Source organism: Nitrosophilus labii (assembly GCF_014466985.1).
Taxonomy (GTDB): Bacteria; Campylobacterota; Campylobacteria; order Campylobacterales; family Nitratiruptoraceae; genus Nitrosophilus_A; species Nitrosophilus_A labii.
Map to the genome: position 1 here is coordinate 425,064 of NZ_AP022826.1, position 18,337 is coordinate 443,400.

Below are 18,337 nucleotides of genomic sequence, written 5' to 3' on the forward strand. Positions count from 1 at the left end.
ATTACACGGTTGTGTAAAATTAGTGTAAAATTAGAAAAAATTATGATAGTTTTTGTGGTTTTAGAGGAAAGATATACTCAAAATAGCTGCCCTTACCCGGTGAAGATACGATATTTACTTTAATATTTTCTTCAATAATGATCTTATTTACTATGTTTAGTCCTATACCAAATCCACCTTTTGTGATATCTTCTCTATAGTATCTAGAAAAGATTTTATCCGGTTCTTTTATACCGATACCAAAATCTTTGAACCCTAAAATAATCTTATCTCCTTCTTTTTTTAAAGTAATAATAACTTCTCCTCCCTCGTTGGAGTATTTTATCGCGTTTGAGAGGTTGTTATCTATAATCTTTTGAAGTTTTGTCGGTACAAAGTCTATAAAGATATCATTTTCGATATCTGTTTTTATCTTTATATCTTTTAGCTCGGCGATATCCGTAAAATAATCGACCGATTTTTTCAAAAACTCGCTAAAGTTTATCTTTTTCTTTTTGGCTTTGTTTATGGTCTGCTCTTTTATGAGATAATTCATATCGTCATAGAGAGATGAGAGTATCTTTGCCGCTGATTTTATCCTGGAGAGATATCTGTTTTTTCCAAACTTTTCCGAAAATAGATCTATGTTTATGTTGATTATGGATAGAGGCGTATTTATTTCATGCATAGAGTCTTTAATAAAGTCGTCTAAGGCTCTATTTATCTCTTTAAAAGGTTTAGAGAAATTTTTAAGTATGATGAATGAGAGGATAAAGGTAACGGTAATAATAGAGAGAAAAATAAGTAAAATATTTAACAAAATTGTGTAGATATTAAACTCCGTTCCAACTACTAGATATTTCGCCCCAAAATATCTGTCGTCCTTAAACTCTGTAACGTAGTATCTATAGTTTCCGAACCTATGGTATCCTGGTTTAAACTGCAATATAGAGAGCGGTTTTTCTATAAGTGTAAAAATCGGATTGCCGTTTTCATCATAAAGCCCCGCTTGATAAGATTTAAATCTAGGAAAGATAAAAGTGGTTTGAAATCTATTGTCAAACTTTTCCATTTCGTTAATTATCTGTATCGACTTTTTCTTAAGAGCTATTTCTGTTTTTACCTCTTCTAGATTATAGGTGTAGTTATCATAAATAGCAAAGGGTACTAGCAAAATAGCGAGTACAACAAGTGTATAAAATATAGAATATTTTAGTGAAAATTTTGATTCGTTTATCTCAAGCTTCAAGTTTATAACCTATACCTCTAATATTTTTAATAAGATTTTTGTCTAGTTTTTTTCTTAAGTTGTTTATCTGAACTCTTACATTTGCCGGATCTACGAAATCTTCCCATACGTACTCAATAATCATCTCTGGAGTTACTACCTGATTTTTATGTTTTATAAAAAGATCTAGTATCATCTTTTCTGTTTTAGATAGAGTTATCTCTTTTCCATCTTTTGTTAAGGTAAAACATTTTGTGTTGTAACTGTAACCTTCAGGTAACTCGATAATATCTTCCTTTGTTTTTAAAGAGGCGAGTTTTAGAGCGGAAGCCACTCTTAGTTTAAGCTCTTTTAAATCGAAAGGTTTTTTTATGTAGTCGCAACAACCAAGATCGTATCCTCTTTCTAAGCTATCTATTTCAGTTAGCGAAGTTATAAATATGGTGGGCGTGTCAATATTGTTTTTTCTTAAATTCTCCAAAAGTTCAAATCCGTTAATACCGGGAACGTTAACGTCTAGTAGTAAAAGATCATATTTTGAGTTGTATATAGCTTCTATCGCCTCTTGTCCGTTGGAGTACTCATCGACTATGTAGCCACTATCTTCTAAAAGCTCTTTTATAGATTTTCTTAGGGCGTATTCGTCTTCTAAAAGTAGAATTTTCACTTTATTTTCCCTTCCTTTTTGGTTTGAGTCTGGTTATATCCGTAAAGAATTAGATCGATAAGCTCTTTTTTTGACATCTTTTGCAGTCTCTCTTTTGCCGCTTCGTTAAAATAGATACGATCTTTTTCGTCTATGCTATTTTTAAAGTTTATAATATATTTTGGCGACATATCGCTAAAGATATTTTTTTCAAAATGATTTACGTAGTGGTATATATCCTCTTTTGTGCTCTCTAGGGTAAAAATGCTTTTTAGTATCGACTTTTGTTCGCCTGCAATATTTTTAAGTGATTTGTTATTGAGAAAAACCACAAACATACCGAGATTCCTACCTTTGTGATCTTTTATTGGATAAGAGGCTATAAAGAGATTTTTGGTTTTTATATAGTCGAAATGTTCTAATTTTTCAAAATCTTCATTATTTAAATTTTTTAATATTTTTACAGTTTGCAAATTAAAGTTTTTATTTGCGACTATATACTGGTTAATATTTAGGTTATTGAAGATAAAATCTTTTTTGTCAAGATAAGCCTTTTTAAAAAGCGGTAATAACTCCATGCCGTAACCTCTAAATTTTATCGCTAAATCATCAAAAGGTATGGTTACTTCCAGTATGCCGATACTTTTTTCGTTATAAATAATAGGCGCCGATATTTTTATACCAGCTGGTAGTGTAGTAGCGATAGTATATTTTGGAACCCTTTTTTTTAAAACGAGTTTTAGATCATCTCTATCTTTAAGAGAATATGTTTTGTAAAAGGTGTCTTTCCAACTTATTGCGAAAACCTTTAGGTTAGTATCTATAACTTGAACGTAGATATTTTTTCTATTTAGATGTTTTAAAAGTGAATCCGTAGTCTCTTTCAATATCTTAGAGCATTTTTTTGGATCGTTGTTTAATATGGCTTCAGCTATCGCTTTATTTTTACTAAGGGCTAAAGCTAATGAGAGAGATTGGGATTTTTCAGAAACCAAAGATAGTATTATTAATCTATTGATATTATCGTATGCATGATTCATTATCGCTATTTCTCTCTTTTTATAGAGATTAAAAATAACTATACTAATCAAAGTAGATAAAACAAACAAAATTATTGATGCTAAAAATAATTTTTTTCTCATAGCAAAATTTATTGTCTTTTTTTATGTGATTATACTAAAAATTCAATCTAATATATTAAGTTTTACAATTATTTTTATTATACTCTTTTGTTATAGCAAATATGTAACACAAAATATAAAATTGAGCGTTCTGAATAAATAGCAAAGTTCACTCAAGCTAGTTTAATTTTTGCTTTTGTCAACGCTTGAAAATTTTATTAAAAAGTGCTAAGCAAGCGTACTTTTTTAGCCTTTTGGCTAACATAAAATTTTCAAGCTAAAATGATAAAGCTTTCGCTCAATTTCTAATTATTCAGAGGGTTCAATTATAAAATTTTATAAAAGTAAGAGTTTTTAATATAAGTAAGTTAAATATCTAGATTTAACTATTTCTTATGACAACGTTTACAGATACTAAAAGGGATTTTACCCGTTGTTCTAAGTAAAAAAGGTCCTTTAGAACCGTGAGGATCGTGACAACTAGAGCAGACAAGTTCTCGTCCTGGTCTTGATGGATCTTTTCTATCTTTTGTAGGATGACCTCCTTTGTTTCTTTGATAGACGAAACTAGCTATTACATGAAGTCCGCTAGCTTTTTCTGCGTGGCAGGTTGTGCAAAGATTCCAGATAGATTTTTTTAGAAAAAAGATGTTCTTTGATGAGTGGGGATTGTGACACAGATTACATCTTCCAGAGTTTGTTGGACCGTGATCCGAGTAATTTTTTTCTATAATATGTTCTATTCTTTTGTGACAAGTAAAACATACTTTTATAATAGGATCGGGATAAAGATATCTACTTTTTCCCTCCTCTTCAAGATTATTTTCGCCGGTTTGTCCATTATGACAAATTTGACACATAAAGTTTACCGCTGGAGCGTGTCCGTTTTTTCTAGAAGCAAGTTTGTTATGACAAGTGTAGCAGTTTGAATCTTGGGGATTTTCTAAAATATACATATCGGTAGTGGCAGATCCTTTAGCTTCTAGCTTTACTGTTTTTAGCTTGAAATCAGGCCTCATATCGTGACATTTGGTACATAAATTTTCATATATATCGTTATGGAAATAGATTTTTTTAAATCCGGCGGGTATCTCTTCAGCAACTTCAAAAATTTCGTTATGATAAAAGAGTTTTAATTTATACTCTTTAGAGAGATTATTGTTTAAATAGAGTTTTATTTTTATCTCGTTTATGCCTAGTTTTAGAGGAATAGTTTTACAATAGATCTCTTTTTTTGAAGATGTTTTAACCTCAATAGATGTATCAAGTTGTGTTAAAACTTTAAATCCTTTTATCTTTTTAGGATCCACTTTTAGAGAAATTGTCGCAAACTCTTCGTTATAGACCGAATTATTAAGCGGATATAGAATTTGAAAATCTTTGGTATTTGCAAAAAGGGTATGGGAAAAATTAAAAATGGTAAAAAAAACAAAAATAAGTAGCCACTTTTTAAAAAAGTGACTACTTAGTGTTAACGATAGGTTTTTCTCTATCATAATACCTTCTTGCGTGACAAGCTGGTGCACATGAACCTCCCGTCGGTGTTTCGATATATCTTATAGGGAAATTTATCTTTCCAAATTTTGTCTTCTTTCTTAAGTGGTGAGGATAATCTTTTGTGCCGTGAAAATCGTGACAAGCGCGACAGGTTCTACCTTTTTTCTTATTGACGTGAACGTAGTGCAAGTTGACGTCGCCGTTCCTAAAGTTAGTGTATTCGGTAGTTTTTGACTCCATAATCTTTTTAGGTTCGTGACACTCAAAACAGATGTAGTTATTTTTATCAAAATTAGCATAAAAAGTTGGAGGGAAAGGCTTTTTTAGCATTCTAAAATTGTTGCTACCGTGTGGATTGTGACACATAGCGCAATCCCCCCACTGTATAGGACCGTGCCAGTCGGGATTTTCGGCTAGATGTTTTGCCATGTTTATAAGTTTTGCACCGTCCTCGTCTCTTTTTAATGTTTCGTTATGACAATTTAAGCAAAGATCTTTTACGGTTGCAGCTTTAATCATTTTTGGTTGTCCGGTTCCATGAGGATCGTGGCACTCTTGACACCCTCTAGCTCTATTGATCGCTCCGTGTCTGTTTTTAGCCGTAGTTATAAGTATCTCTTTATCTGCGTGACACATAAGGCATAGATCTTTTTTACCGTCTGCTTTTAGCTGAAATTCGTAATTTTCCGTATGAGGATCGTGACAGTTGATACACTGATCCTGTACTGGTGGGTGGATATTTTGCGTTTTATGTAAAAATTCACCTTTTGCTGTATGACATGATGTACAAAGTTCATTTATATTAGAAGCTACCAATAATCTTTTATTTTTTGATTTATGCGGATTGTGACAAGCTGTACAGGCTCCGGCTGCAACCGGGCCGTGTATAAACTTTTTACCCTCTTTTAAATTTTTGTCGTGACACTGATAACAAAGATCGGGTAGATCCATAATTAAAGTAGCATTTTTACTCTTATCTGGATTTTTGTCCGTATGACAAACACTACAATCTCCCCACTCATACGGAGGGTGGATAATCTCTTCGGAAGATAAAAGATTTGGTTCAAAAAAGGGTTGATTACCCTTTTTGACCTCTTGCTTAACAACTTGTGGTGGAGGTTCACTCTTTTTTGGCTCAACCACTTTACTCTCTTGGGCTATATTTTCTTGTTTTTTTAGCTGTTTTGCCTCGGCCGAACTTTTTATCTCTTTTTTTGTTTGGTCGTTAACGCTTTGTGAAGTTGCACATCCCCAGTTTATCAATATAGTAATAAACAAAATGGGTATAAGGAGTAATTTTTGTTTGAAATGCATCTGTGTCTCCTTGAGTATTATTACTTTTTATTATTGTAATAAGCATACGAAATATAATAAATTTTTATAACATTAGGAATTAGTATATTAATTAATTATTTTGACGTTGTCAATAGATTTTATAAATATTTGCATGAAAGATAAAAATTGTAACAAAAAAGTAACACAATGCAATTTTATCTATTTTTATGAAAATTTGTTAGATAGTATGAAAGAGCTCTATATTCATCAAACGTCATATGTTTTGTTTTATAGAGTTGAGGTTTCATAATTTCGAATCTAGCCGGATCTATTATAGGTTTTGCTTCTCCTTTTAAAAACTTTACTAATCTCCTCTCATTTCCAAGATAGTGGGTCGCTATAGTCGTGATAGAAGGTCCTATGCTCGCCGCATCGTCATCTATTTTGTGGCATATATGACAATTTAATTTTTTAAAAATTATTTCTCCTTTTTTTGTCAAATCGATATCGGCGAACATCGTTGTTATTAAAAATATTATAATTAACATTTTTTTCATAACCAGTCTCCTTTTTCAAAAAATCTATCTCTTGCATATTTTCACCAAATATAATTGTTATTTATAACACAATAATGTAAAAGTATTGTAAATTCAGCAAAAAAATTACTTATAATATATTTTTTATCTTTATTTTTATTGCTCAAGCGAGTTACGATTTTACTTTCGGTTACGTTTAAAATGTAAACTATCACTAAATTTGTAATTTTTCAGAGTCTCAATTATTCCAAATATAATAAAAAGATTTGATAAAATTCCATAATTTTTTACAAGGAGATAAACTGAAGATATTAAGCGTAAGCGAGTTTAATGAAAAGATAAAAAATCTTTTAGAGAGCCATTTTTTAGAGGTTTATGTAGAGGGGGAGATAAGCAGACCCACTTATCATACCAGCGGCCATCTTTATTTTAGTTTAAAAGACAAAGGGAGTACTTTAAAATGCGTGATGTTTAGAAGTTTTGCATCAAAACTCGATTTTAGACTAGAAGATGGACAAAAGGTAATTGCAAGCGGTAGAGTTAGCGTTTATAAACCAAGAGGCGAATATCAGCTTTACGCTACTACGATAGTTCCTTCCGGGGCAGGATCGTTGGCTTTGGCTTATGAGCAGCTAAAAAAGAGGTTGCAAGCTAAAGGGTATTTTGACAAAACATTTAAAAAAAAGATACCAAAATATATAGACAAGATAGCGTTAGTTACTTCAAAAACGGGTGCGGCGTTGCAGGATATGTTAAAAGTTATAAACAGAAGATGGCCTCTTTTGAAAGTTTATATTATAAATACGTTGGTTCAGGGTAAAGATGCCGCCGAAGATATAGCTAGCTCCGTAAAATTTGCCGATACGTTGGGAGTAGATCTTATCATAGTAGGTAGAGGCGGTGGGAGTTTAGAAGATCTTTGGACGTTTAATGAAGAGGTGGTTGCAGATGCGATATTTGAAGCCAAAACTCCTATAGTTTCGGCTGTAGGCCATGAGATAGACTTTTTAATAAGTGATCTAGTTGCGGATCTAAGAGCTCCGACACCAAGTGCGGCAATAGAGATGGTTTTGCCTGATAGGTTAGAAAAACTTATGTATATAGACTCACTGCAAGAGCAGATTCAAAACTCAATGCATAAAGTTATGAGAGACAAATTTGATTTATTAAGACATCTTTTATCCTCTTTTGAACACAATTCGCCTAAAAAAAGAGTCGAGTTTTATTTGAAAGAGATAGAAGCTCTAAAAAAGCAGTTAAAGAGTTCCGTTGAATTTTATCTACAAAGAAAAGAGTCTCTGCCAAAAGAGTTGAGATTAGCTTTTACTCAAAGTATCAAACAGTGTTTGATCCATAAAGAGCACGAATCTGAAAGTTTAAAAGAGAGATTATCAGTTGCATTTGAATCAAAAAAGGTTAAAAAAGGTTTTGCACAAGTTATAAAAAACGCTAAAGTAGTTGATCTTGAAGAGTTATCTATTGGCGATATATTTGAGCTCCAAACCCAACAGATAAAGATAGAGGCAAAAGTGCTAAAAAAAGAGGATATTTAACAATATTTAAAGGTTGTTAAACTATTATAGATATAAATTTTATAGGAATTGATGTTGAAGATAAATAATTTAAAATTGAAACTAATTTTTATATTTTTAGTTCCTGCAATTGGAATGATATATTTTTCTTCACAGTATGTATATGAAAAGTTTGAGCAGTATCTTGATACGAAATATTTGGAAAAAGGGGTGGAATACACAAAATCTAGTACTCTTTTAATAAAAGAGTTGCAAAAAGAGCGGGGACTTAGTATATCTTCTCTTATAAGCGACAATGTTGATTTTCAAAAAAGACTTAAACGGCAAATAGAAAATACTGAAGATGCTTTTAAACGTTATAAAAAATCTCTTTTTGATTTTGATTACGTAAAAGATGATATATTGATAAAAGATATTTTAAAAAAGTATAAAAAGATATACGAGTTCAGAAAAAAGGTTGAGCAAAAAAATATCTCGATTTTCGAAATTTTAGATTTTTATAGCGATATCGTCAGCGAACTAATCGACAGTACGAATATATTAAACAGAAGATTTATCAATGAAACGTTTTTTAAATATATTATTAGCTTTAAAGATATTTTGAAACTTAGCGAAATAAGCGGAAAAGAGCGTGCGCTTATATCCTATTTTCTAGAGAGCAAGAACCAAAATGTGGTTTATCGTTTAATGAGACTTGAGAGTGAGTTTGAGGAGATATATAAAAGATTTAAAAATGAAGCTCCGATTCGGATAGTCGTTATATATCAAAATATTATGAAATATAAGGTAGAGAATAGTTTCCAAAAGTTAAAGAAAAAGATAGTTTTTGAAAATATATATGATATTTCGGCGATAAAGTGGTGGGAACTTTCTACCAAATATATAGATAATCTTTATAAGATAAGTAATGCTATTTTGGATACAGTCTTATATCTAAAAGGCAGCTTGAAGAAAGATGCTATATACTATCTTATAATAAGCCTTGTTTTATGGATATCCTCTATAGTCGCTCTATATGGACTAATCTATATCATTACCAAATTGTTAGAGAAGTTTGAAGAGTTTGTATCTATCATAGAAAGAGAAAAAAAGCTCTATAAAATATTTGCCGAGTTTTCCGAAACGATCATATATCATCAAGAAGAGAAGACAATTTTAAATTCATTGAGTTATCTTCTTTTTAAAACCGAAAAATTTAAATATATATGGATAGGAGAGGTAAAAAAAGATCGAGTTGAGCCAATCTTATCCGATAATATTTCAATAGATATTATAAAAAAAGAGGAGTTTTTATCAAATCCTCCCGAATCCAAACTGTTAAACTATGTTGAAAAAGCTATAAAAAGCGGAAACTATAATATAACGACTCCTTTAAAAAAGAACTCCATTTTATACGAAGATGTAGAGTCTTTAGCGATTTTTCCCATATATAGATCTAGTAAAATTGAGTATGTTTTGATAATTGCAGCTACAAAAGAGAGTGCCTTTGATGCAAAAATTATCGACCTTATAAACAAAATGGTAAATGCGCTGTCGTTTGCTCTAGAAAAGATAGAGATACAAAAAGAGGAAGAGAAACTAAAAGAGGAATTAAAAATAGCAAGCTACGCCTTTAATACGCATGAGGCCATAACTATAACGGACATTCATGGGAAGATTATTAGGGTAAATGATGCGTTTACTAGAATAACCGGTTATAGTAAAGATGAGGTTATAGGCAAAAATCCAAGTATATTAAAATCCGGAAAGCATGATAAGGCTTTTTATACCGAGATGTGGGATAAAATAAGAAAAGATGGATATTGGAAAGGGGAGATATACAATAAAAGAAAAAATGGCGAGATTTATCCGGAGATGCTCTCTATAAGTGCGGTTAAAAACGATAATGGAGAAGTGACCCACTATATAGCGCACTTTTTTGATATAAGTGATCTAAAAGAGGCTCAAAAGAGCGTAGAACACAGAGCTTATCATGATCCGCTAACGGATGTTTTTAACAGGCAAAAACTTTTGGACGAGTTGAAAAAGATATATAAAGAGGCTAAAAGAAAAGGGTTTTATAACGCATTTTTATTTATTGATTTGGATAATTTTAAACATATAAACGACTACTACAATCACGAAATAGGGGATAAAGTCTTAATAGAATTCGTAAAAAGATTAAAAAAGATCAAAAAAGAGAGCGATATAGTTGCAAGAATAGCTGGAGACGAGTTTGCGTATATAGCTTACAATATTAGCGACGATAAAAGTTTGGCAATCAAAAAAGCCTCTATTTTAGTAGAAAAAATAAAAGATATCTTTTCCGAGACGCTAGATATAGAAGGACATAGGATAGAACTATCGTTTAGTATAGGTATCAAAATTTTTCCTGATAACGAAAACAGTTTTAAAGATGTTATCGTAAATGCTGATATAGCAATGTATCATGCTAAGAAGAATGGGAAAAATCAGTTTTATTTCTTTAATGAGGCGCTTGATATAGAGTCTAAACAGTTTTTAATAGTTAAAAATGAGTTGACTCAGGCTATAAAAAGTAGAGAAATTATCTTACATTATCAGCCAAAAGTTACCGTAAACGACAACAAAGTCGTAGGCTTTGAAGCGTTAGTAAGATGGGATCATCCTAAAAAAGGTCTTTTATATCCGGATCAGTTTTTATACGTCACTTCTGGTAATAGGCTTGTTTTTGATCTTGGAGATTACGTTTTAAAAGAGGTTTGCAATCAGATAAAACTATGGGAAGAGGAGTTTGAAAACTTTGATAAAAAAATCTCTATAAATATTTCCGCTGAGCAGTTTAATCATCAAAATTTTGAGAAAAATGTAAAAAAGATCTTAAAAGAGTGTGATATTGATCCAAAATATTTAGAGTTTGAAATAGTTGAAGATGCTCTTTTGAAAAACGGTGAAAGAGCTATTAAAATAATAAATAGATTTAAAAAGATTGGAATTAACTTTAGTATAGACGATTTTGGAAAAGGCTATTCTTCTATCAACTATTTAAAAACCCTTCCGGTTGATTATATAAAAATAGATAGAGATTTTGTCATAGATATCTTTAAAGATAAAAATAGAGAGATAGTAAAGATGATTATACAAACTTCCAAGATTTTCGGCCTAAAAACTGTTGCTGAGGGAATAGAAAAGGAAGAGACTTTAGGGTATTTAAAAGATATAGGGTGTGATTTGTACCAAGGGTTCTATTTTAGCAGACCGCTTTCACCTTCCCAAATAAAAAAGTTTTTACGATAGAGGAGAGACCTCTAAAATAGTTGATAGCCTAGAAGGAAAGAGACTATCTTAGCCGAAGTCTCGTCACTTAGCTTTTCTAAAAATTTTTCAAATCTATCTTCTTTTTTCCAGATAGGTTTTGTTACACCACTTAAAGCTTCCACCTCTTTTTTAGCTTCGTAAAAAGTTCCAACTTTATCTATTAGTCCTACATCTTTTGCCTGTCTTGCGGTAAAGATATGCGCTTCGGCAAATTTATCCTTATTTTTTATATCAAGTTTTCTTGCATTTGCAACATCTTTTACGAACATATCGTATGTATCGTAGATAACCTTTTTTATCTCCTCTTTTTCAAAATCTCTCCATTCTCTAAAAGGAGTTCCTGCTTCTTTATATTTTCCGGCTTTAACAATCTGAGGTTCTATACCTATTTTATCTATCAATTTTTTTATATTTGCACTCTCAAATATTACGCCGATGGAGCCTATCACGCTTCCAGGGTTAGCTATAATTTTATCGGCCCATATAGATGCGTAGTAACTTCCACTTGCCATAGTTCCTGCAGCGTATGCCACAACCGGTTTTTCCTCTTTTAGTTTTTTAATTGCCATAGATATCTCTATTGATGGTGCTACAGCTCCTCCAGGAGAGTTTACTACAAATAAAACCCCTTTGATATTGGGCTTTTGAGCCTCTTCGATCTTATTTAAAACTTCTTTGGCATCCAATATTGCTCCAAAGAGCTCTATTTTCATAAGATTTGGTTTTTGCAAAGTCTGCTCTTTTGAAGAAGCCACGAGTATTAGAATAAGCAGTAAAAAAATTAAAGATTTAAAATATCTTTGTATAAAGTCAAGAGTAGCAGTTATCGGACTAAAAAGCTTTTTAAAAAAATCACTCATAAGATTCTCCTCCTATAAAAACTTTATCTGGTTTTTGAGTATGTAACAATATATGTAGCGGTATCTGATCTATAGTGTCTAAATCTTTTGGTAGTTTAACTACTTGCAAATCAGCCAGTTTTCCTATTTCGACCTCTCCCGTATCGATTTTTAGAGCTTTTGCTGCATTTATGGTAGCTGCTCTTATCAGATCAAAAGATAGAGTGACAGGATCTATGTGATAATGAACAAATAGTGCCGCTTTTAATTCTTCATAAATATTTAATGAGTAGTTTGAGCTTAGTCCATCTGTTGCCACAGCAAGATTAATTCCTAAATATTTTGTCTTTCCAAGATCCACAGCTCCGTTTCCAAGCAGTCTGTTTGAAACCGGACAGTGTACGATAGTGTGTTTCTCTTTTCCTATAATCTCTAGCTCTTTTTCATTTGCCCAGACACAATGAACGAACAAAGAGGGTGTTCCTTCAAACAATGTAAGAAAATCTTTCGCTCTATTTGCCGGGATAGATTGATTTAAAAACTCTTCAAAAAAGGGCTTAAAATCTCCAACCCCTTTATCGAGCCACTCTCTTTCGGCACGACTCTCCATAAAATGGGTAGAGATTAAGAGTCCGTTTTCTTTTGCAAAATCTATCGCTTTTTTAGCTAAAACTCTATGAACGGAGTAGGGTGAATGGATAGCTATCGCTGGTATAAATTTCTTATCTGCATACTCTTTTGATTCTTTGACTCTTTGTAAAAAATCGTTATATAAAACATCGGCAGCCGCGGGATTAGAACCTATAACTTCGTTAAAATATACCACTCTTTGCGGTGCATTTACGCATGGTATCATATCGTATCCGTAGCTGCTAATGGCGCCAAAAGTTGTGGTACCGCTTTTTAACATATTTTTAATAGCCTTTTGGATACATTTTCGATCGCAATTTGGAACTAGTTCTTCTCTCTTTTTTATGACGCTGTTTAACCAGATAAGAAAATTCCCGTAAGCAAGAGCGGCTCTATTTGCGCTAAACTCTAAATGGACGTGGGTATTGATAAATCCCGGAAGAAGACAGCTATTTTTTTCATACTCAAATATTGTAGCGCTTGGATACTTTTTTTTTAGAGTTTCAAGATCTTCTATATCTACTACTCTTTCCTTAAAGGCTACGGCTTTGCCTGAGACTATTTTGTGTGGAGTCAAGATAAAATCTGTTTTTACTATTTTCAATATCTTCTCCTGCTGTTTGCTTTGTAGTAAATTATATCTTAATAGATATACTCTATACAACTTAAATATCGCTATTTGGCAGACTAAAAAAAGATTATGCTAAAAGTTGATATAATCATACCTTAAAAATCACAGAAAAAAGGAAAAAATATGAAAGTAGTGGTTATACAGGGTCCAAACTTAAATATGTTGGGGCTAAGAGAACAAAATATCTACGGTCCTATGAAACTAGAAGATATACATGCCCAGATGAGAGCTTTTGCCGAGCAAAACGGTATGGAGATAGAGTTTTTCCAAAGCAACCTTGAAGGAGAGATAGTCGATAAGATCCAAGAGTGCTTAGGTGACGCCAACGGGATTATCATCAACCCTGCCGCATATACACACACTTCAATTGCTATAAGAGACGCCATTGCAGCGGTACAGTTGCCTACTATAGAGGTACATATCTCAAACATATACAGACGAGAAGAGTTTAGACAAAAATCATTGATTGCTCCTGTATGCGCCGGACAAATAAGCGGTTTTGGACCTTTTAGCTACCATCTAGCCATGGTTGCTATGCTACAAATTTTCAATGAGATGAAAGCGCTTCAAGAGGCGCAAAAACAGCAACAAGCATAAAAGATACCCCTAGGGGAGGGAGATGGAAAATTATATTTTAAAAGATGAAAACGCCGTATATTACGATTGTGGTTACTCTTGCGATAATGAAATATTTTTGAAAGTAGGGGATGAAACCTACTTTTTTACTGACGCTAGATATAGCCAAGATGCAAAAGAGAATATAAAAGAAGCGTATGTTGTTGAGACTCGCTCACTCCTAAAAAGCGTAAGAGAGGTACTTAGAAAAAAAAGAGTCAAGAAGCTTGTTTACGATCCTAAAGATTTTACAGTTGCACAATTTGAAGAACTGAAAAAAAGCGGGGTATATCTCATACCAAAACCTATGTTTTCTTGGAAAAAAAGAGCTATAAAAAGTGATGAAGAGATAGAGCTTATAAAAAAAAGCGCTCAAATAAACAAAAAAGCTTTCGATAAGTTTGCCTCTTTTTTGGATAGAGAGGGGAGAAATAGGAGTGAGAAATTTTTACAATTTAACTCAAAAATCATCTTAAGCGATTTTGGCGAAAGAGATCTTAGTTTTGAGCCGATATTTGCGATAAATGAAAATGCGGCAAAACCTCATGCCCATCCAACCCCTAAAGTTTTAAAAAATGGAGATTTGATACTTTTTGACGCTGGAGTAAAATATAAAAGATACTGCTCTGATAGAACGAGAACTTCTCTTATTAGCGATGGATTAACATTTGAGTATAAGCAGAGTTTTAATAACTCAAATATACAAAAAGCATACGATCTAGTTTTAAAGGCGCACGATGAAGCGATAAAAAGGGCTAGAAGTGGGATGAGAGCCAGAGAGATAGATAAAATAGCAAGAGATGTGATAGAAAAAGGGGGTTTTGGAGAGTTTTTCGTACACTCAACCGGACACGGCGTAGGACTTGATATCCATGAAATGCCTTTTATCTCCTCAAAAAGCGAGACTATAATCGAAGATAATATGGTTTTTACTATAGAGCCCGGTATATATATACCAGGAGAGTTTGGTATAAGAATCGAAGATATGGTGGTGATGAGAGGTGGTAGAGCCGAAATTATTTGATATAGATTTTGAGACTTGTTTTTGTGAGTTTCTTTTAGGTTTATATGATTTTAGGAGTCTGTTTGAGAAGAAAAATAGGTAAAAATTTAGAGCTATTTTATATAGACAGCTTTCCCTTTGTTAACCCTAAGCCTAAAAAACTACCCCATAGAGTTACTCTAGGAATTGGTGGTAACGTTGGAGATGTTAGAAGAAGATTTAAAAAGCTATTTTTTATGTTAAAAAATAACCGTAAAATCTCTATAGTATCTACCTCTCCTCTATTGAAAAACCCTCCATTTGGATATGAAGATCAGCCATATTTTTTTAATGCCATTATTCATCTTTATACTAAGATGAATCCGGAGAATTTTTTAGATTTTTGTTTAAAGACCGAAAAGAGATTTAAAAGAGTTAGGTCATTTAAAAATGCTCCTAGGACACTGGATATGGATATAATCTTTTTTGATAATAAAAAAATTGAAAAAGATAACCTCAAAATACCACATCCAAAATGGAAAGAGAGAGATAGTGTAGTTATTCCTCTAATATTGATGGGAGATGACTTTTGAGATTTATAACGATTACTAGCGGTAAAGGCGGAGTAGGGAAAAGTACTATTAGTGCTAATCTCTCTTTTGCACTCTCTCAATATGGATATAAAGTTGCTCTTTTTGACGCCGATATAGGACTTGCCAACTTAGATATTATTTTGAATGTTCAGCCTAAAAAAAATATTTTGGATGTTCTAAAAGGAGAGAGTGAATTTGAAGAGATTCTGATAAATGTAAATAAAAATTTAGTTTTAATTCCTGGTGAAAGTGGAGAAGAGATTCTTAGTTTCAAAGATGAGGAGTTGATAGAGAAATTTTTGGAAGGAACTAAAAATTTCAAAGATTTTGATTTTTTGATTATAGATACGGGAGCCGGAATAGGAGATAGCGTTAGAAGCTTTATAAATGCTTCTACAGATACGATTATAGTTACAGTACCGGATCCTGCTGCGATTATGGATGCTTATGCCATGATTAAATATTCGAGTAAGATAAAAGATAAGATCTTTATGATTTTAAATGAGGTAAAAAATCAAAAAGAGGCTTTAGGGATATTTAACAAAATAAAAAGTGTAGCGCAAAAACATCTTAATAAAAAAACAGAACTTGAATTTTTAGGGTATATAGAACAGAGCCTGCTTATCACACAAGCCTCTAAAAACAGAGAACTGTTTATAAAAAAAGAGCCTATGTCCAAGTCCTCTTTGCAACTTGTACAAATTGTCAAACAATTGACATCAAATCTTACAAAAGATGGCAAAAAAATAGATAAAGAAAACTCTATATCCACTTTTTTTAAAAGACTGTTTTTGAATTTTTAAAACTTTAAAATTATAGTAAAATAAATAAAACCGAAAAGGCGGAGTTTAACGTGAGCAAAGTTTTGGTAGCGATGAGTGGGGGAGTTGATTCTACGGTTACTGCATATCTTCTTAAAAAAGAAGGTTTTGAAGTTGAAGGTGTATATATGAAGATACACACTCGAGAGGATTTGCATCAAAGATATCTAAAAAACGTAGAGAAGGTTTCAAATTTTCTTGGCATTAAAGTTCATATCTTAGACAAGACTCAAGAGTTTTTGGAAAAAGTTTATAATCCATTTGTTAACGGTTATATTGAAGGTAAAACACCAAATCCTTGTGCAGTATGTAACAGATATATGAAATTTGGAGCATTAGTAGATGTGGCTGATTCGGTTGGGGCAAACTTTTTTGCTACAGGTCACTACGTAAAATGTGACGGAAAATATCTTTATGAAGCAAAAGATAAAAGTAAAGATCAAAGCTATTTTCTTTTCAATATAAAAAGAATGGTTCTGCCTAGATTGATTTTTCCATTAGGAGATATGTACAAAGAGGATGTAAAAAAAATAGCTGCTTCCATAGAGCCTCTTAAAGAGATTGCAGCTCAAAAAGAGAGCAGTGAGATATGTTTTGTGGAAAATACATATATAGATATATTAAAAGAGCATACTAAAGTAGATACACCCGGAGAAGTTATCGATAAAGATGGTAGAGTGATAGGAGAGCACAAAGGATATATGCACTATACTATCGGAAAAAGAAAAGGATTCATAGTTTATGGTGCTCGTGAACCTCATTATGTATTAAAAATTATTCCGGAAAAAAACCAAATAATGGTAGGTAAAAGAGAGGAACTTGAAGTAAAAAGAGTTAGGCTAAAAGATTTAAATATGTTTGAAGAGAAAAAAGAGTTTGAAGCTACTATAAAAGTTAGATACAGAACACATAAAGTTCCCTGTTTAGTGCAGATAAAAGATAATATAGCCGATGTGAGTCTAAAAGAGGGAGTATTTGGGGTAGCGAGCGGTCAGGCAGGAGTATTTTATGAGGATGAAAAAGTATTAGGAGGCGGGTGGATTGTTTAATATGGAGTATAGAGTTTTGGAGTTTAAAGTTAAGAATAAATATATTATTTTCGATTCCAACTCCAAACTAATTTAGATATAATTCCAAAAAAAATGTACGGGAGATATGATGCGAGGATATAAGATTTTTTCGGGAACGGCTCATCCTGAGTTTGCAAAAGAGATAACCAAATATCTTGATGTACCTTTAAGTAAAGCTACCGTTAGTAGATTTAGCGATGGAGAGATAAATATACAGATTTCAGAGAGCGTTAGGGGTAGAGACGTATTTATAGTACAACCTACGGGAAGTCCGGCAAACGACAATCTTATGGAACTGCTTATTATGACTGATGCTTTAAGAAGAAGCAGCGCAAATACCATCACTGCTGTAATACCATATTTTGGCTATGCTAGACAAGATAGAAAAGCCGCGCCAAGAGTGCCGATTACCGCTAAACTAGTTGCGAACCTTATAGAAAAAGCTGGGATTACGAGAGTTATTACTATTGATCTTCATGCTGGGCAGATACAGGGTTTTTTTGATATTCCAGTTGACAATCTTTACGGAGCTATAATATTTATGGATTATGTTAAAAACAAAAATTTTAAAAATCCAGTTATTGCAAGTCCCGATATCGGAGGAGTTGCAAGAGCAAGATACTTTGCAAGCAGACTTGGGATGGATATGGTAATAGTAGATAAAAGAAGAGAAAAGGCCAATGAGTCCGAAGTTATGAACATCATTGGAAATGTGGAAGGAAAAGATGTTATTTTGGTAGATGATATGATAGATACGGCCGGAACTATAGTAAAAGCTGCGGCGGCTTTAAAAGCAAAAGGGGCTAAATCCGTGATGGCATGTTGTACTCATCCAGTTCTTAGCGGTCCTGCATATGAGAGAATTGAAAATGGGAAGTTGGACGAACTTGTGGTTTCAAACTCTTTGCCTTTGAAAAAAAATACCGAAAAAATCAAAGTTTTGTCTGTAGCACCCCTTTTTGCCGAAGTTATTAGAAGAGTGTATCATAACGAGAGTGTTAATAGTTTGTTTATTTAGTTAAAAAGTTGAGAGTTTATACAATTTTGATCGTTTAACCGTTTTAAC

The 18,337-nt window shown here is 32.5% G+C and carries 16 protein-coding genes; 8 read left to right on the forward strand and 8 right to left on the reverse strand.

What is annotated here, in order from left to right:
* Positions 1-40 precede the first annotated feature (40 nt).
* The 6 genes from NIL_RS02185 to NIL_RS02210 all read right to left on the reverse strand — a co-directional run bounded on the left by NIL_RS02185 (position 41) and on the right by NIL_RS02210 (position 6,303).
* Entirely contained in the window at positions 41-1,228 is a 1,188-nt protein-coding gene (locus tag NIL_RS02185; protein WP_187648007.1) for a sensor histidine kinase, read from the reverse strand.
* Positions 1,218-1,874: a response regulator transcription factor gene (locus NIL_RS02190; RefSeq protein WP_187648008.1), complete on the reverse strand. Its 657-nt coding sequence runs from the start codon at positions 1,872-1,874 to the stop codon at positions 1,218-1,220. Before NIL_RS02190 ends, NIL_RS02185 begins: the two co-directional genes overlap by 11 nt.
* Positions 1,871-2,995 carry a cache domain-containing protein gene (locus NIL_RS02195; protein ID WP_187648009.1) on the reverse strand — a complete coding sequence of 375 codons (1,125 nt, stop codon included), beginning with the start codon at positions 2,993-2,995 and terminating at the stop codon, positions 1,871-1,873. Before NIL_RS02195 ends, NIL_RS02190 begins: the two co-directional genes overlap by 4 nt.
* 365 nt (positions 2,996-3,360) lie before the next feature.
* Positions 3,361-4,470, reverse strand: coding sequence for a cytochrome c3 family protein (locus tag NIL_RS02200; protein ID WP_187648010.1), 1,110 nt, complete (start codon positions 4,468-4,470; stop codon positions 3,361-3,363).
* On the reverse strand, positions 4,436-5,785 hold the full coding sequence (locus tag NIL_RS02205) for a cytochrome c3 family protein (RefSeq protein ID WP_187648011.1): 1,350 nt from the start codon (positions 5,783-5,785) through the stop codon (positions 4,436-4,438). Before NIL_RS02205 ends, NIL_RS02200 begins: the two co-directional genes overlap by 35 nt.
* A gap of 176 nt (positions 5,786-5,961) precedes the next feature.
* A complete protein-coding gene (locus tag NIL_RS02210; RefSeq protein WP_187648012.1) occupies positions 5,962-6,303 on the reverse strand; it encodes a c-type cytochrome in 342 nt (113 codons plus the stop codon).
* 245 nt (positions 6,304-6,548) lie between these two features.
* Here NIL_RS02210 and xseA point away from each other — a divergent pair, with 245 nt between their 5' ends.
* Positions 6,549-7,835, forward strand: coding sequence for an exodeoxyribonuclease VII large subunit (gene xseA / locus NIL_RS02215; RefSeq protein WP_246434455.1), 1,287 nt, complete (start codon positions 6,549-6,551; stop codon positions 7,833-7,835).
* Positions 7,836-7,889: 54 nt separating this feature from the next.
* Complete coding sequence (locus NIL_RS02220) at positions 7,890-11,069, forward strand: EAL domain-containing protein (RefSeq protein ID WP_187648013.1); 3,180 nt, start codon at positions 7,890-7,892, stop codon at positions 11,067-11,069.
* An 11-nt stretch (positions 11,070-11,080) separates the two neighbouring features.
* On the opposite strand, the gene sppA is transcribed toward NIL_RS02220, so the two are convergent.
* Both sppA and mqnF read right to left on the reverse strand, forming a co-directional pair.
* Complete coding sequence (sppA, locus tag NIL_RS02225; RefSeq protein ID WP_187648014.1) at positions 11,081-11,950, reverse strand: signal peptide peptidase SppA; 870 nt, start codon at positions 11,948-11,950, stop codon at positions 11,081-11,083.
* Positions 11,943-13,163 (reverse strand): aminofutalosine deaminase family hydrolase, encoded by a 1,221-nt coding sequence (mqnF, locus tag NIL_RS02230; RefSeq protein WP_187648015.1) that lies wholly within the window; start codon positions 13,161-13,163, stop codon positions 11,943-11,945. The genes sppA and mqnF overlap by 8 nt, the downstream gene beginning before the upstream one ends.
* A gap of 150 nt (positions 13,164-13,313) precedes the next feature.
* Between mqnF and aroQ the strand changes: the two genes are divergently transcribed.
* The 6 genes from aroQ (at position 13,314) to NIL_RS02260 (ending at position 18,289) form a co-directional block, all read left to right on the forward strand.
* Positions 13,314-13,787, forward strand: a complete 474-nt coding sequence (gene aroQ / locus NIL_RS02235; protein ID WP_187648016.1) for a type II 3-dehydroquinate dehydratase — start codon at positions 13,314-13,316, stop codon at positions 13,785-13,787.
* A gap of 22 nt (positions 13,788-13,809) precedes the next feature.
* The gene (locus tag NIL_RS02240; protein WP_187648017.1) at positions 13,810-14,829 is read left to right on the forward strand and encodes an aminopeptidase P family protein; all 1,020 of its coding nucleotides are present in this window, start codon (positions 13,810-13,812) and stop codon (positions 14,827-14,829) included.
* Between the two features lie 62 nt (positions 14,830-14,891).
* Positions 14,892-15,380: a 2-amino-4-hydroxy-6-hydroxymethyldihydropteridine diphosphokinase gene (gene folK / locus NIL_RS02245; RefSeq protein WP_187648018.1), complete on the forward strand. Its 489-nt coding sequence runs from the start codon at positions 14,892-14,894 to the stop codon at positions 15,378-15,380.
* The gene (locus NIL_RS02250) at positions 15,377-16,183 is read left to right on the forward strand and encodes a MinD/ParA family protein (RefSeq protein ID WP_187648019.1); all 807 of its coding nucleotides are present in this window, start codon (positions 15,377-15,379) and stop codon (positions 16,181-16,183) included. Before folK ends, NIL_RS02250 begins: the two co-directional genes overlap by 4 nt.
* Before the next feature lie 50 nt (positions 16,184-16,233).
* Positions 16,234-17,250 carry a tRNA 2-thiouridine(34) synthase MnmA gene (gene mnmA, locus NIL_RS02255; protein ID WP_246434456.1) on the forward strand — a complete coding sequence of 339 codons (1,017 nt, stop codon included), beginning with the start codon at positions 16,234-16,236 and terminating at the stop codon, positions 17,248-17,250.
* A gap of 109 nt (positions 17,251-17,359) precedes the next feature.
* A complete protein-coding gene (locus NIL_RS02260; protein WP_187648556.1) occupies positions 17,360-18,289 on the forward strand; it encodes a ribose-phosphate pyrophosphokinase in 930 nt (309 codons plus the stop codon).
* The last annotated feature ends 48 nt before the right edge of the window (positions 18,290-18,337 follow it).

Bases quoted from the DNA above. Each gene is read 5' to 3' on its own strand.
- NIL_RS02195 (WP_187648009.1), bottom strand. From the start codon at position 2,995: ATGAGAAAAAAATTATTTTTAGCATCAATAATTTTGTTTGTTTTATCT.
- NIL_RS02200 (WP_187648010.1), bottom strand. From the start codon at position 4,470: ATGATAGAGAAAAACCTATCGTTAACACTAAGTAGTCACTTTTTTAAA.
- NIL_RS02205 (WP_187648011.1), bottom strand. From the start codon at position 5,785: ATGCATTTCAAACAAAAATTACTCCTTATACCCATTTTGTTTATTACT.
- NIL_RS02210 (WP_187648012.1), bottom strand. From the start codon at position 6,303: ATGAAAAAAATGTTAATTATAATATTTTTAATAACAACGATGTTCGCC.
- sppA (WP_187648014.1), bottom strand. From the start codon at position 11,950: ATGAGTGATTTTTTTAAAAAGCTTTTTAGTCCGATAACTGCTACTCTT.
- aroQ (WP_187648016.1), top strand. From the start codon at position 13,314: ATGAAAGTAGTGGTTATACAGGGTCCAAACTTAAATATGTTGGGGCTA.
- NIL_RS02240 (WP_187648017.1), top strand. From the start codon at position 13,810: ATGGAAAATTATATTTTAAAAGATGAAAACGCCGTATATTACGATTGT.
- NIL_RS02260 (WP_187648556.1), top strand. From the start codon at position 17,360: ATGCGAGGATATAAGATTTTTTCGGGAACGGCTCATCCTGAGTTTGCA.